The sequence below is a fragment of the Streptomyces sp. NBC_00076 genome (assembly GCF_045041235.1).
Lineage (GTDB): Bacteria > Actinomycetota > Actinomycetes > Streptomycetales > Streptomycetaceae > Streptomyces.
This window is the reverse complement of record NZ_CP108242.1, coordinates 10,320,119-10,332,435: the sequence shown is the minus strand read 5'-3', so window position 1 is coordinate 10,332,435 and position 12,317 is coordinate 10,320,119. Positions and strand designations below refer to the sequence as shown.

General features: G+C 70.0%; 11 protein-coding genes. 5 read left to right on the top strand and 6 right to left on the bottom strand.

All coding sequences use genetic code 11. From position 1 onward, the window contains the following. Positions 1-2: 2 nt before the first annotated feature. Complete coding sequence (locus OHA64_RS46055) at positions 3-2,384, bottom strand: phosphoketolase (RefSeq protein WP_405623255.1); 2,382 nt, start codon at positions 2,382-2,384, stop codon at positions 3-5. A 48-nt stretch (positions 2,385-2,432) separates the two neighbouring features. Between OHA64_RS46055 and ppk2 the strand changes: the two genes are divergently transcribed. Next, positions 2,433-3,236 (top strand): polyphosphate kinase 2, encoded by an 804-nt coding sequence (ppk2, locus tag OHA64_RS46050; RefSeq protein ID WP_405623254.1) that lies wholly within the window; start codon positions 2,433-2,435, stop codon positions 3,234-3,236. 17 nt (positions 3,237-3,253) lie between these two features. On the opposite strand, the gene OHA64_RS46045 is transcribed toward ppk2, so the two are convergent. The 3 genes from OHA64_RS46045 to OHA64_RS46035 are packed head-to-tail and all read right to left on the bottom strand — an operon-like array spanning position 3,254 to position 6,096. Next, on the bottom strand, positions 3,254-4,135 hold the full coding sequence (locus OHA64_RS46045) for a universal stress protein (RefSeq protein ID WP_405623253.1): 882 nt from the start codon (positions 4,133-4,135) through the stop codon (positions 3,254-3,256). After that, entirely contained in the window at positions 4,135-5,157 is a 1,023-nt protein-coding gene (locus OHA64_RS46040; protein ID WP_405623252.1) for a zinc-dependent alcohol dehydrogenase, read from the bottom strand. Before OHA64_RS46040 ends, OHA64_RS46045 begins: the two co-directional genes overlap by 1 nt. 33 nt (positions 5,158-5,190) lie before the next feature. After that, complete coding sequence (locus OHA64_RS46035; RefSeq protein WP_405623251.1) at positions 5,191-6,096, bottom strand: universal stress protein; 906 nt, start codon at positions 6,094-6,096, stop codon at positions 5,191-5,193. A gap of 373 nt (positions 6,097-6,469) precedes the next feature. On the opposite strand from OHA64_RS46035, the gene OHA64_RS46030 reads away from it, so the two are divergent. From OHA64_RS46030 to OHA64_RS46015, 4 genes are all read left to right on the top strand, one after another. Then, positions 6,470-8,182 carry a SulP family inorganic anion transporter gene (locus OHA64_RS46030; RefSeq protein ID WP_405623250.1) on the top strand — a complete coding sequence of 571 codons (1,713 nt, stop codon included), beginning with the start codon at positions 6,470-6,472 and terminating at the stop codon, positions 8,180-8,182. Between the two features lie 285 nt (positions 8,183-8,467). Continuing rightward, positions 8,468-8,932 (top strand): cyclic nucleotide-binding domain-containing protein, encoded by a 465-nt coding sequence (locus OHA64_RS46025; protein WP_405623249.1) that lies wholly within the window; start codon positions 8,468-8,470, stop codon positions 8,930-8,932. Positions 8,933-8,965: 33 nt separating this feature from the next. After that, positions 8,966-9,685, top strand: coding sequence for a CBS domain-containing protein (locus tag OHA64_RS46020; protein ID WP_405623248.1), 720 nt, complete (start codon positions 8,966-8,968; stop codon positions 9,683-9,685). 340 nt (positions 9,686-10,025) lie between these two features. Further along, the gene (locus OHA64_RS46015) at positions 10,026-10,727 is read left to right on the top strand and encodes a response regulator (RefSeq protein WP_405623247.1); all 702 of its coding nucleotides are present in this window, start codon (positions 10,026-10,028) and stop codon (positions 10,725-10,727) included. Between the two features lie 29 nt (positions 10,728-10,756). Here the strand turns inward: OHA64_RS46015 and OHA64_RS46010 are convergent, their stop codons facing one another. Further along, positions 10,757-11,125 carry an amphi-Trp domain-containing protein gene (locus OHA64_RS46010; protein ID WP_405623246.1) on the bottom strand — a complete coding sequence of 123 codons (369 nt, stop codon included), beginning with the start codon at positions 11,123-11,125 and terminating at the stop codon, positions 10,757-10,759. Positions 11,126-11,313: 188 nt separating this feature from the next. Next, positions 11,314-12,315 (bottom strand): aldo/keto reductase family protein, encoded by a 1,002-nt coding sequence (locus OHA64_RS46005; protein WP_405623244.1) that lies wholly within the window; start codon positions 12,313-12,315, stop codon positions 11,314-11,316. Positions 12,316-12,317: the final 2 nt, after the last annotated feature.

The window sequence follows — 12,317 nt, the reverse complement described above, 5'->3', positions numbered from 1 at the left end:
GGTCAGCCGTTCCAGGTCCAATCGACGACCTCGGGCAGGTCCATGCCGTGCTCGCGGATCCAGGCCTGGTGGCGGGTGCGGACGTCGGCCATCAGCTGGCGCACCGCGGCGGCGCGCACGGTCAGGCCGGGGACGCGGTCGATGACGTCCATGACGAGGCGGTAGCGGTCGAGGTCGTTGCGGACGACCATGTCGAACGGCGTGGTCGTGGTGCCGGACTCCTTGTAGCCGCGTACGTGCAGGTTCTTGTGGCCGGTGCGGCGGTAGGCGAGGCGGTGGATGAGCCACGGGTAGCCGTGGTACGCGAAGATCACCGGCTTGTCGGTGGTGAACAGGCCGTCGTACTCGAAGTCGCTCATCCCGTGCGGGTGTTCCTCGCGCGGCAGCAGCCGGGTCATGTCGACCACGTTGACCACGCGAACGGCGAGCTCGGGCAGATGGCGGCGCAACAGTTGCGCGGTGGCCAGCACTTCCTGGGTGGGCACGTCTCCGGCGCAGGCGAGTACGACGTCCGGCTCACCGCCGTTCTCCGTGCCGGCCCACTCCCAGATGCCGGCGCCTCGTGCGCAGTGGGCGCGAGCCTGGCCCATGGACAGCCAGTCGAAGCAGGGCTGCTTGCCTGCCACGATCACATTGACGTAGTCCCTGCTGCGCAGGGCGTGCTCCGCCACCGACAGCAGGGTGTTGGCGTCCGGCGGCAGGTAGACCCGTACGACCTCCGGGCTCTTGTTGAGGACGTGGTCGACGAAGCCGGGGTCCTGGTGGGAGAAGCCGTTGTGGTCCTGGCGCCACACGTGCGAGGTGAGCAGGTAGTTGAGGGATGCGATGGGCGCCCGCCACGGCAACTCCCGCGACGTCCTGAGCCACTTGATGTGCTGGTTGACCATCGAGTCGACGATGTGCACGAAGGCCTCGTAGCAGGAGAACAGCCCGTGGCGTCCGGTGAGGAGGTAGCCCTCCAGCCAGCCTTGGCAGAGGTGTTCGGAGAGGATCTCCATCACCCGGCCGTGCCGGTCCAGGTGTTCGTCTCCCGTGAGTGTCTGCGCCTGCCAGGCCTTCCCGCTGGCGTCGAAGAGGGCCTGCAGCCGGTTGGATGCGGTCTCGTCCGGACCGACGACACGGAAATCGCGCCTTTCCGAGGTGTCCTCCATGACCTTCTCGAGGAGGTCTCCGAGGATGCGGGTCGGCTCGTGCAGGGTGGTTCCGGGCTTGTCGACCGGTACGGCGAAGTCGTCGAGGGACCTGACGGGAAGGTCCCGCACGAGCAGGCCGCCGTTGGCGTGCGCAGAGGCGCCGAGCCGCTTCGAACCGTCGGGGACGCAGGCGAGAACGTCGGCGACGGGGCGGCCGTCCGTGCCGAAGAGCTGCTGGGGCCGGTACGAGCGCAGCCAGGTCTCCAGCTGGCGCAGATGCTCGGGGTTCTCGCGGACCGCTGCGAGCGGGACCTGGTGGGCGCGCCAGGTGCCCTCGACGGGCACGCCGTCGACTTCGGCGGGACCCGTCCAGCCCTTCGGGGTACGCATCACGATCATCGGCCAGTGCGCGCGTTCGGTGACGCCGTCCTCGCGGGCGGTCTGTTGCATCACGGCGATGCGCTCCAGCGCGTCGTCGAACGCCCGGGCCATGGACCGGTGCACCTGGATCGCGTCGTCGCCACTCACGTGGATCGGCTCGTGGCCGTATCCCCTCAGCAGAGCGTCGAGTTCGGCCTCCGGGAGCCGTGAGAGCACCGTCGGATTGGCGATCTTGTAGCCGTTGAGGTGCAGGATCGGCAGCACCGCGCCGTCGTGCACCGGGTCGAGGAACTTGTTGGAGTGCCAGGACGCGGCCAGCGGCCCCGTCTCCGCCTCTCCGTCACCGATCACACAGGCGACCAGCAGGTCCGGATTGTCGAAGGCGGCCCCGTAGGCGTGCGCCAGCGAGTAGCCGAGTTCACCGCCCTCGTGGATCGAGCCCGGTGTCTCCGGGGCGACGTGGCTCGGCACACCGCCGGGGAACGAGAACTGCCGGAACAGCCGGTCCATGCCGTCCCCGTCCCTCGGCACGTCCGGGTAGGTCTCGCTGTAGGTACCCTCCAGCCACGAGTTGGCGAGCACGGACGGACCGCCGTGCCCCGGCCCCCAGACACACAGGGCGTCGAGTCCGCGCGCCTTGATCACGCGGTTGAGGTGGGTGTATACGAGGTTGAGGCCGGGTGAGGTGCCCCAGTGGCCGAGCAGCCGGGGCTTGATGTGCTCGGGGCGCAGGGGCTCGGTGAGCAGTGGGTTGGACATCAGGTAGATCTGTCCGACGGCCAGGTAGTTCGCGGCGCGCCAGTGGGCGTCCAGGGTGCGCAGTTCGTCGTCGGTCAGTACGGTGGCGTTCTGGTGTTCGACCGTGGGCATGAGTGACTCCGGATGTCATCGGCGTAGGTCATCGGGCGTGGAGGCGGCATGGCCGGCAACAAGGCGGAGAGGCTGCCTCGCAAGGCGTACGAGCGGGAACTGCTCCGCCTGCAGACGGAGCTGGTGAAGCTGCAGGAGTGGGTGCGGGTGGAGGGCGCCCGGCTGGTCGTCGTCTTCGAGGGAAGGGACGCGGCGGGCAAGGGCGGCACCATCAAACGGGTCGCCGAACACCTCAACCCGCGCGTGGCACGGATCGCGGCGCTGCCTAAGCCGACCGAGCGCGAGCGCACCCAGTGGTACTTCCAGCGCTACGTCGAGCATCTTCCGGCCGCTGGGGAGATCGTGCTGTTCGACCGGTCCTGGTACAACCGGGCCGGGGTCGAGCATGTGATGGGCTTCTGCACGAAGGAGGAGCACCAGCTCTTCCTCCGCCAGTGCCCGCTCTTCGAGCGCATGCTGGTCGAGGACGGGATCCTGCTGCGCAAGTACTGGTTCTCGGTGAGCGACACCGAGCAGCAGGAACGCTTCCGGCGCCGTCTGGAGGATCCGCTGCGGCGCTGGAAGCTGTCCCCGATGGACCTGGAGTCGATCACCCGCTGGGAGGCCTATTCGCGGGCCAAGGACGCGATGCTGGTGCACACCGACATCAGCGAGGCGCCGTGGTACGTGGTCGAGAGCGACGACAAGCGCCGGGCCCGGCTGAACATGATCGCCCATCTGCTGGGCTCCCTGCCGTATCTCGATGCTCCCCCGCCCGTGCTGCGGCTGCCGAAGCGGCCGGAGTCCACCGGCTATGTGCGCCCGTCCCGCGATCTGCAGACCTACGTCCCCGACCATGCGGCGAGCCTCTGAACAGCCGGTCACCCCGCTCACGCCCGCTCGGGTACGACCGCAACCGCGCAGTCGGCGTGGTGCAGCACCACGTGGGCGACGCGCCCCATCTGGAGACCGAGTTGCCCCGGGTTGCGCCGGGCCCCGACCACCAGCAGGTCGGCCTCGTGCGAGGCGGCCAGGAGCACCCTGCGGGCCGGGCCCTCCACCGTGCTCCGGCGCAGCTCCACATCCGTGGGCGCGTCCTTCAGTGCCTGCTCCAGGATCTCAGCAGCGTGCTGTTCGTGCAGCCTGGCGGGTTCGCCGGCGAGCAGGAGGTGGTCGGTGGTCTCGTGCGCGGGGCACCGCCAGGCCCGTACCGCGTCCAGGGTCGCGCCGCGGATCCTCGCCTCCTGGACGGCGAAGCGCAGTGCGGCGGAGTCCGTGCCCTGCTCGCCGACGCCGACGACAACCCGGCCGCTCGGCCCGGACCGAACCTGGTTGTCATGGCTGCCGCGCAGCACGATCACCGGGCAGTCCGCATGGGCGGCGACGGTCAGGCTGACCGAGCCCAGCAGCAGCTCGGCGAACCCGCTGCGACCGCGGCTGCCGAGCACCAGCGCGGAGGCGTTGCGGCCCTCACGGACCAGGGCGTACCCGGGTTCCTCGGGCAGTATGTCGGTGGCGGCCTTGACGCCGGGTTGGCGCAGACGGGCCCGCTGTGCGGCGGCCCTCACGATGTCCTCGGCCATGACCTGCTCGGACGGCTTGCCGAGGTCTCCCGCGAGCGCGGCACCCTCGTACCGCTCCCAGAGGGAGGCGTACACGAGGCGCAGCGTCGCCCCGCGCAGGGCGGCCTCGTCGGCCGCCCAGTCGACGGCCCGCAGGCTCGACTCGGAGCCGTCCACGCCTACGACCAGAGGAAGTTCCGTCATCGTCATCACCGCCCCGCGCCCAGGTCGAACACGATGCGGGCCTTGACCTCGCCGCGCAGTACCTCGTCGATGGAGTCGTTGACGGAGACGAGCGGACGGGCCTGGTAGATGACCTTGGTGCGCCCGGCCGCGTGCAGCTGGAAGACCTCGGCGAGGTCCTGCCGGGTGCCGACGATCGAGCCGATCACGGAGGTACCGTTCAGGACGGTGTCGAAGACGGGCAGGCGGACCGTGCCGTGCGCCGGCAGGGCCACCATGACCAGCTTCCCGCCGCGCCGCAGCCCGGAGTTGACCGCCTCGAAGGCCGCGTCGTTCACCGCGAGCGCGATGGCCGCATGCGCGCCGCCGTACCGCTTGAGCGTCTGGCCCACATCGTCCTTGCGGGCGTCGATGACGAGGTCGGCGCCGAGTTCCGAGGCGAGTTCGAGCTTCTCGTCGGTGACGTCGATCGCGGCGACCCGCGCGCCGGCGATCTTCGCGTACTGCACCGCCAGGTGACCGAGCCCGCCGACGCCCGAGATCGCGACGAGCTGGGTGGGCCGGACGCCGGCGACCTTCAGTGCCTTGTACGTCGTCACCCCGGCGCAGGTCAGCGGGGCGGCGTCCATGGCGGTGACGCCCTGGGGCACCAACTGGGCGAAGTCGGCCCAGGCGAGCATCTTCTCGGCGTAGCCGCCGTCGCAGCCGTAACCGGTGTTGATCTGCTGCTCGCACAGCGTCTCCCAGCCGGACAGGCAGTGCTCGCACCGTCCGCACGCCTTGCCGAGCCAGGGCACGGCGACCCGCTGCCCGACGGACAGGTGGGTGACAGCCTCGCCGAGCGCCTCCACCAGACCCACGCCCTCGTGACCGGGAACGAACGGCGGGTTCGGCTTGACCGGCCAGTCACCGCGGGATGCGTGGATGTCGGTGTGGCACAGCCCGCACGCCTCCACCCGGACCCGGACCTGGCCGGGGCCGGGCTCCGGATCGGGGCGCTCCTCGATGACCAGAGGCTCGCCGAATGCTCGTACGACCGCTGCCTTCATGGGTTTCTTCTCCTCGCAGGTGACAGGGGTGGCTCAGTCGTGGGGGACGACGGCTACGGGGGCGGCGGAGTGGTGCAGGACGGCGTGCGTGACGTGGCCGATGTGGGCGCCGAACGGGCTGCGGCGCCTCCGTCGGCCCACCACGACGAGGGAGGCATCACGCGAGGCCTCCACGACATGGACGGCCGCGCTGCCGTAGCGGGACTCTCCGACGACCTCCATGTCCGGGAACTTCTGCCGCCAGGGCCGAAGCGCCTCGGTCAGGGCCTCGGACTCGCTCAGGGACAGTGCTTCGTGCAGCGCGGGATTGACGGGCGTGCCGTACGCGTAATAGGGCGGCGGGTTCCAGCCGTGGACGACCCGCAGGGACGTGGCGCAGCGCTCGGCGGCGTCGAAGGCGAACTCGATCAGCGTCTCGTCCGGGCGCTCGACATCGAGCCCGAGCACCACGGGCCGGAACGGAGTCGCGGCGGACGGAATGCCCGCCGGGTCCATCTCGTGCTCGCCGGCCGCCTGCTCCAGCGCGCGGACCAGCACCACGGGGCACTCCGTGTGCGCCACGACGGAGAGGCCGACGGAGCCGACCATGAACCCGCCGATCCCGCCGAGGCCGCGCGAGCCGAGGACAAGCAGTTCGGCGTGCTTCGCCGCCTCGGCCAGCACCTCGCTCGGGCGGCCGACGGCGTGCTCACTGGTCACCGTGACGCCGGGGTGGCGCAGGCTGATTCCCTCGGCGGCTTCGCGGGGGACCCTCTCGGTCCAGTGCTGCTGGGTCCCGACTCCGAGGAGCGGGGCCTGAGCCATGGGGTCCGGTACCGGCTCCCAGATGTGGACGACCTTCAGTGACAGGTCGCACAGCTTCGCTTCGCGGGCTGCCCATTCCGCGGCGGCCCGGCTTTCGGGCGAACCGTCCAGACCTACGGTGATGGTGCGGAGCATGATCTCCACCTCCTGGGGCGAGGGATCGGATTCCAGCGTCGTGGTCGGGGGGTTCCTTGCGCAGGGGCCACTGGTCCCGACTGAGGGCCGACCGGCCCGCCGTGCCTCCCTCGGCGGTCAGCGCGGCCGACAGCGGCATGGATCAGGTGAGTGGTCGGGGCGTTGCCTGACGCGACTCACTCTCGCCCCGCGCGCCGGGCGACACCGGATGCCGAAGGTCTACGGTCATTGGGCTGAACGGCCCTGTCTTCAGGGGCCGTTGGACTCGGTACGGCGCACCGGACTCGCGGACCGTCGTCGTAGTCCTCCGTCGTAGTCCTCGCGCCCGGTCGGACCACGGTGGACCATGACGTCAGACGACGGAAGGCGGCAGATGTCCCCAGGCTCGGGCAGACACGTATCGGGGTGGCAGCGCTTGGCTCCCGGGCTGGTCATGCTCCTCGGATACCGGCGCTCGTGGCTGAAGGGCGACCTGCTCGCCGGTGTGACCGTGGCCTCCTACCTCGTACCGCAGGTCATGGCCTACGCGGGCGTGGCCGGGCTGCCACCGGTGGCCGGTCTGTGGGCGATCCTCCCGGCGCTCGCGCTGTACGCCCTGTTCGGTTCGTCGCGCCTGCTGTCGGTCGGCCCGGAGTCCACGACCGCCCTCCTGACGGCTACCGTGATCGCACCACTCGCCGCCGGGGACTCCGGGCGCTACGCGTCACTGGCGGCGGCCCTCGCGGTCACGGTCGGACTGCTGTGCCTGGTGGCCCGGGCGGTGCGGCTGGGCTTTCTCGCGGACCTGCTCTCCCGCCCCGTCCTGATCGGCTATCTCGCGGGCGTGGCGCTCATCATGATGGTGGACCAGCTGCCCAAACTCACCGGCGTACGGACGACCGGCGCGGAGTTCTTCCCCCAGCTGTGGTCCTTCGTCACCCATCTGTCGGACGCGCACCCTGCCACCGTCGTGTTCTCCGCCGTCACACTCGTGTTCCTTTTCGTGACGGCCCGTTACGTCCCTGCCGTGCCCGGCCCGCTGGTGGCCGTCGTTCTCGGCACCGCGGCCGTCGTGGCATTCGACCTCGACGGCCGGTACGGGCTCAGGGTGATCGGCGAGGTCCCGTCCGGTCTGCCGAGCCTCGCCGTCCCGGACCTGGGGGAACTACCACGCCTCGTGCTGCCCGCGCTCGGTGTGCTTCTGGTCGCCTACACCGACTTCATCCTCACCGCGCGGGCCTTCCGCGTCCGCGACGACGAAGGCCCCGGTCTCGACGCCAACCAGGAGTTCCTCGCCCTGGGCTCGGCCAACCTCGGCGCCGGCATGTTGCACGGCTTCCCGGTGAGCAGCAGCGCCAGCCGCACCGCCCTCGCCTCGTCGGCGGGCGCCCGCAGTCAGGCATACTCCCTGGTGGCCGGGGCTGTGGTCCTAGCCGTGCTGCTCTTCCTCAGCCCGCTGCTGACGCGCACACCCTCCGCGGTACTCGGCGCGCTCGTCGTCTACGCCGCGGTCCGCATGATCGACCTCGCGGGCTTCGGACGGCTGGCCTCCTTCCGCCGCCGGGAGCTGCTTCTGGCCCTCGGCTGCCTCGCCGGGGTGCTCGCCCTGGACATCCTGTACGGCGTGATCGTGGCCGTCGGCCTGTCGGTGGCCGAGCTGCTGACCCGGGTGGCGCGCCCGCACGACGCCGTCGAGGGCTTGGTGCCCGGCGTGGCCGGCATGCACGACGTCGACGACTACCCACAGGCCCGCACGATCCCCGGTCTGCTGGTCTACCGCTACGACTCTCCGCTGTTCTTCGCCAATGCGGAGGACTTCCGGCGCCGCGCCCTGGCAACCGTCGACGAACAGAGCGAACCGGTCCGCTGGTTCGTCCTCAACACCGAGGCCAACGTGGAGGTGGACATCACAGCCCTCGACGCGGTCGACGAACTGCGCCGCGAACTGGCCCACCACGGCATCGTGTTCGCTCTGGCCCGCGTGAAGCAGGACCTGCTGGACGATCTGGAGGCGTACGGCCTGACGGACTCCGTCGGCAATGACCGGATCTTCCCGACGCTCCCGACGGCCGTGACCGCGTACCGCACATGGCTCGGCCGCCAGTAGCCCGACGCTCCTACCCCTGAGCGTTCGCGGACGCTCCCGGTCACGACTGCGGGGTGATCGTCGGTGGGGCGAATGCCGTCCCGGGCCTGCTCGTACGCTGAAGAACTCGACCGGCAACCTGTCCAAGACGACACGGGTGTCAGCGGTCCCACCTCGACTCCGTACCGCAGAAGCTCATCGGTACTGAATGGCCCCGATCGATGGACCAGGTGGCCCATGGGCTGCCAGGAGGACCCGGCGCACGCTGGCCTTGGAAGTTCGCACACCCCTCCGCGGAGGCAGGCCATGAACGATTCTCCCACCCCCACCATGCTGCGCTCGTTGTCAGCGGAACACCGTCAGCAGCTCATGCGCGTCGCACAGGAAGTGTCCATACCTCAGGGGACACGCCTGTTCGAAGAGGGTGCACGCGCCGACCGTTTCTGGATCATCCGCACCGGCACCATCGAGCTCGACATGCATGTGCCCGGCCGTCGGGCGGCCGTCATCGAGAGCCTCGGGCACAACGAGCTGGTCGGCTGGTCCTGGCTCTTCGCGCCGCACGTCTGGCACCTGGGCGCAGAGGCGACCACACCGATACGGGCCTACGAGTTCGATGCCACGGCCGTCCGGTCGATGTGCCGGGACGACCCCACCCTGGGCAGCGACGTCAGCCAGTGGGTGGGCCAGATACTCGCCCACCGTCTCCGCTCGGCCAGGACGCGCCTGCTGGACCTGTACGCCCCCTACGGCGCCGGCAGCTCCCTCTGATCCACCCCCTCGAGCAGCGACGAAGGAGTGGCCATGGACGCCACCGTGCACATCGTCAGCGATGTGATGACCCACACCGTCGCGGCAGTCGGCCGCAGCGCGACCTTCAAGGAGATCGTGCAGCTGATGCAGGACTGGAAGGTCAGCGCCCTGCCCGTCGTCGAGGGTGAGGGTCGTGTCGTCGGCGTCGTCTCCGAGGCGGACCTGCTGCCCAAGGAGGAGTTCCGCGACAGCGATCCTCGGCTTCGCTCGACCTGGGGGACCCCCACCACCCAACCGCCCCGCCTGTCAGATCTGGCGAAGGCCGGCGCGGTGACCGCGGAGGAACTCATGACCTCCCCCGTCGTCACGGTCCACCCGGACGCCACCCTCGCCCAAGCCGCCCGGACCATGGCCCGGGCAGGGGTCAAGCGGCTCCCCGTGGTCGACGCCGTGGGCCTGCTCGAAGGCGTCGTCAGCCGTGCCGACCTGCTCAAGGTCTTCCTCCGCACCGACGACGAGATCGCCGAAGAGGTCCGCCGGGAGGTCGTCTCCTGCCTGTTCCCCGCGCCGAACTCGAGCATCCGCGTGGAGGTGCTGGACGGCGTGGTCAAGCTCCTCGGCCAGGTCCGGGACACCTCGCTGGTGCCGGTGGCAGCACGGCTGGTCCGGGCCGTCGAGGGCGTCGTGGACGTGGACTTCGACCTCACACGCCACGTCGAGCCGGCCCGGCCGCGGGACGCGCCCGCAGGTGACACCAAGAGCACCTCATGAACCTGCCAGGAGCTGTGGCGGATGCGGAACGGTGCGGCCCGCCCACGGGCACAACGCCGCCCATGGCCTGCGCTCCCGCGAGACCGACAAGGGCCCCGTCGGCGAGGATCGCGCCCACAGCACTGGCACCATGCCGGCCTCGACGGCGTCGCTGTACCGCCGCGGGGAATTGCCCACGAGGGGGACCCCTGCCACCGTGTGATCATCGGCCTTGCCAGAGCGGCCGCTTCATCCGCGCGAGTAAGGCCGGTCGGCCCTGGTGCGTTCGGTCCGGGCGCGTGATGATCGGCACCAGGGACAGCCCGCAGCCTGTCCTCCACCGGGGAACGAGGAGTCCGCCATGCAAGAGCCACGCATCTTCACCAAGCAGAACCCGATCCGTGTGTTTCTGCTGGACGATCACGAGGTTGTTCGCCGCGGCCTGGCCGACCTACTCGACGCCGAGCCGGACATCTCGGTGGTCGGCGATGCCGGCACCGTTGACCACGCACTCGTGCGAGGCCCGGCGCTACGCCCCGACGTCGCCGTCCTGGACGTGCGACTGCCGGACGGCGACGGCATCTCGGTCTGCCGGGAGCTGCGCAACCAGATGCCCGAGCTCGCCTGTCTGATGCTGACCTCGTTCGACGACGAGGAGGCCCTGCTCGACGCGATCATGGCAGGCGCCTCCGGCTACGTCCTCAAGCAGATCAAGGGATCCGATCTGGTCTCGGCCGTTCGCACGGTGGCCGCGGGGCAGTCGATGCTGGATCCCGCGACCACGGCCCGCCTGATGCGCTCGCTTCGGGCCGACCCCGCGGACAGCCCGGCCGTGCCGTCCGAGCTGGCAAGCCTTTCACCGCGCGAGAGGGACATCCTGGCTCTGATCGGCGACGGCCTGACCAACCGCGAGATCGGCAACAAGCTCTACCTGTCGGAGAAGACCGTCAAGAACCACATCTCCCGTCTGCTGGCCAAGCTGGGCGTGCAACGCCGGGTTCAGGCCGCGGTCCTGGCCTCCCATCTGGAGCAGCCGGACACGGGCGAACACCGAACCCGGTGACGAAGGACGGGCCATCGGCGGCAGAAGTCTCAGGACTTTTTTGCCGCAGTCCTCTTCGCGCCTTTGCTCCTGCCGGTGCCCGTGCTGCTCCGACGGGGCTTGGCGGGCGCGCTCTTTCGCCTCGTGGCCTTCTCCGTGCCCGCGGCCGCTCGCGACGGCGCCGTCCCGGCCGGTGCGGTCGGCCACGTGAACTCGATCTCCAGCTCGATCTGCCCGTCACCGACCTCGACCTCGATCTCGCCGCGAAGGTCGTCGGGGACGCGCAGACTCAGCGTCCCGGGGCCGAGTTCCAGGTCGGCCTCCCCACCTTCCCTCAGCACGGCCGCCAGTGCCGTGAGCTGGTCAGCCGCCTCGAAGCGTGACAGCGAGCGCTTCTGCTCGAACTTGAGGTCCTTCATACGGGTCTCCGATCCGGGACGAACAGCACATACCGCCAATTCTGACGCCATGCACGAGATCGGACATCCTCATGGCAACGTGGCCAAGCCCGGCGCGGGCCGAATTGCTCGACGCCGTCATAGCGACGAGACCAGCGCCGGGCCACCGGCGGCCCCCTCCACGAGGGGCGCTGACACCCTCCGACGACTCAGGGACGCTGCGGCGGAACGCTCTGGTGCACGAGATGCGGATCCGTCACCGCCACCGGCAGCACGATCTCGTCGATGCGCGCCATCAGATCCGCGTCCAGCGTCACACCGGCCGCCTTCGCGTTCTCCGCCACCTGCTCCGGCCGCGAGGCGCCGACGATCGCGGCAGAGACGTTGCTGTTCTGCAGCACCCAGGCGACCGCCAGCTGGGCCAGGGTCAGGCCGGTCTCGTCGGCCAGCGGCTTCAGCCGCTGCACCGCCTCGAGCACCTCGTCGCGCAGGAAGCGGCTGATCATCGCCGAGCCCTTGTCGTCCGTCGCCCGTGACCCGGTCGGCGGCTGCTGCCCGGGAAGGTACTTGCCGGTCAGCACACCCTGGGCGATCGGGGACCACACGATCTGCCCGATGCCCAGCTCTTCGCTGGTCGGCACGACCTCCCCCTCGATCACCCGCCACAACATCGAGTACTGGGGCTGGCTCGACACCAGCGGGATCCGCAGCTCCCGCGCCAGCGCGTGCGCCCGTCGTATCTGATCGGCCGTCCACTCGGAGACGCCGATGTACAAGGCCTTACCGGAGTGGACCACGTCCGCGAATGCCTCCATGGTCTCCTCCAGCGGCGTGAACCGGTCGAACCGGTGCGCCTGGTAGAGGTCCACGTACGAGGTCTCGAGCCTGCGCAGCGAGTTGTCTATCGACTCCATGATGTGCTTGCGCGACAGCCCGCGGTCGTTCTTCCCGGGGCCGGTGGGCCAGTACACCTTGGTGAAGATCTCGATCCCTTCGCGACGTTCGCCCTTCAGCGCCCGCCCGAGCACCGACTCGGCGCGGGTCTCGGCGTAGACGTCAGCGGTGTCGAACGTCGTGATGCCCGCGTCGAGAGCGGCTCGCACGCAGGCGACGGCGGCCTCTTCCTCGACCTGCGAGCCGTGGGTCAGCCAGTTGCCGTAGGCGATCTCACTGATGATCATGCCGCTGTTGCCGAGGTGCCGGTATTCCATCG

Coding starts and splice junctions, on each gene's coding strand:
- OHA64_RS46040 (WP_405623252.1), bottom strand. CDS start 5,157: ATGAAGGCAGCGGTCGTACGAGCATTCGGCGAGCCTCTGGTCATCGAG.
- OHA64_RS46005 (WP_405623244.1), bottom strand. CDS start 12,315: ATGGAATACCGGCACCTCGGCAACAGCGGCATGATCATCAGTGAGATC.
- OHA64_RS46055 (WP_405623255.1), bottom strand. CDS start 2,384: ATGCCCACGGTCGAACACCAGAACGCCACCGTACTGACCGACGACGAA.
- OHA64_RS46025 (WP_405623249.1), top strand. CDS start 8,468: ATGAACGATTCTCCCACCCCCACCATGCTGCGCTCGTTGTCAGCGGAA.
- OHA64_RS46020 (WP_405623248.1), top strand. CDS start 8,966: ATGGACGCCACCGTGCACATCGTCAGCGATGTGATGACCCACACCGTC.
- OHA64_RS46030 (WP_405623250.1), top strand. CDS start 6,470: ATGTCCCCAGGCTCGGGCAGACACGTATCGGGGTGGCAGCGCTTGGCT.
- OHA64_RS46010 (WP_405623246.1), bottom strand. CDS start 11,125: ATGAAGGACCTCAAGTTCGAGCAGAAGCGCTCGCTGTCACGCTTCGAG.
- OHA64_RS46045 (WP_405623253.1), bottom strand. CDS start 4,135: ATGACGATGACGGAACTTCCTCTGGTCGTAGGCGTGGACGGCTCCGAG.
- OHA64_RS46015 (WP_405623247.1), top strand. CDS start 10,026: ATGCAAGAGCCACGCATCTTCACCAAGCAGAACCCGATCCGTGTGTTT.
- ppk2 (WP_405623254.1), top strand. CDS start 2,433: ATGGCCGGCAACAAGGCGGAGAGGCTGCCTCGCAAGGCGTACGAGCGG.
- OHA64_RS46035 (WP_405623251.1), bottom strand. CDS start 6,096: ATGCTCCGCACCATCACCGTAGGTCTGGACGGTTCGCCCGAAAGCCGG.